This is a genomic window from Vibrio sp. 1727, from assembly GCF_033344415.1.
Taxonomy (GTDB): domain Bacteria; phylum Pseudomonadota; class Gammaproteobacteria; order Enterobacterales; family Vibrionaceae; genus Vibrio; species Vibrio alginolyticus.
The window spans coordinates 1-502 of the sequence record NZ_JAWPOT010000725.1; the positions used below are offsets into that span (position 1 = coordinate 1).

At 44.8% G+C, this 502-nt stretch carries 1 pseudogene; it reads right to left on the bottom strand.

Features of this window, described 5'->3' with window-relative positions:
- Positions 1-482, bottom strand: a pseudogene (thrA, locus tag R8O10_RS27825) (bifunctional aspartate kinase/homoserine dehydrogenase I); the annotation flags it as partial.
- Positions 483-502: the final 20 nt, after the last annotated feature.

Consider the following 502-nt stretch of genomic DNA (forward strand, 5'->3'; position numbering starts at 1 on the left):
AGGTGATCGCCTTTCGCATACAGATATTCAACAGGATCAATGAGGTTCGCTTTTTGCCCTTTAGCTTCCAGTACCGCCTTCATCAATTGAATCGAAACTCGCTCACCTTTACTAATGATGCGAGCATTGACGTTGTTTGGACACATACCAAGTAAGTTAATGCCGTGCACAAACTGACGCAGTTGAGAAAGAGAGGTTTTAACTTGGTTATCGAACGCCGCACCTTCTAGGTTAGGCAATACCGCTTGGATATCAGCAAAAAGCGTTTTAAACGACTCTTCCAACTCATTGATTTGCAGCTCAGCTTCACCATTGCGAAGTGCACCTTCAATGACTGCGACTAACTTATTCGTCGTTTTACCCGGCGCTGAAAGTACAACGGCCACTTCTTCTTGTTGAGCGTTATTGGCAATGATATCTGCCGCTCTTAAAAAGCGATCTGCATCCGCTAGTGATGAACCGCCAAACTTCAATACTCGCATCCCTTCCTCCGATGTATTTT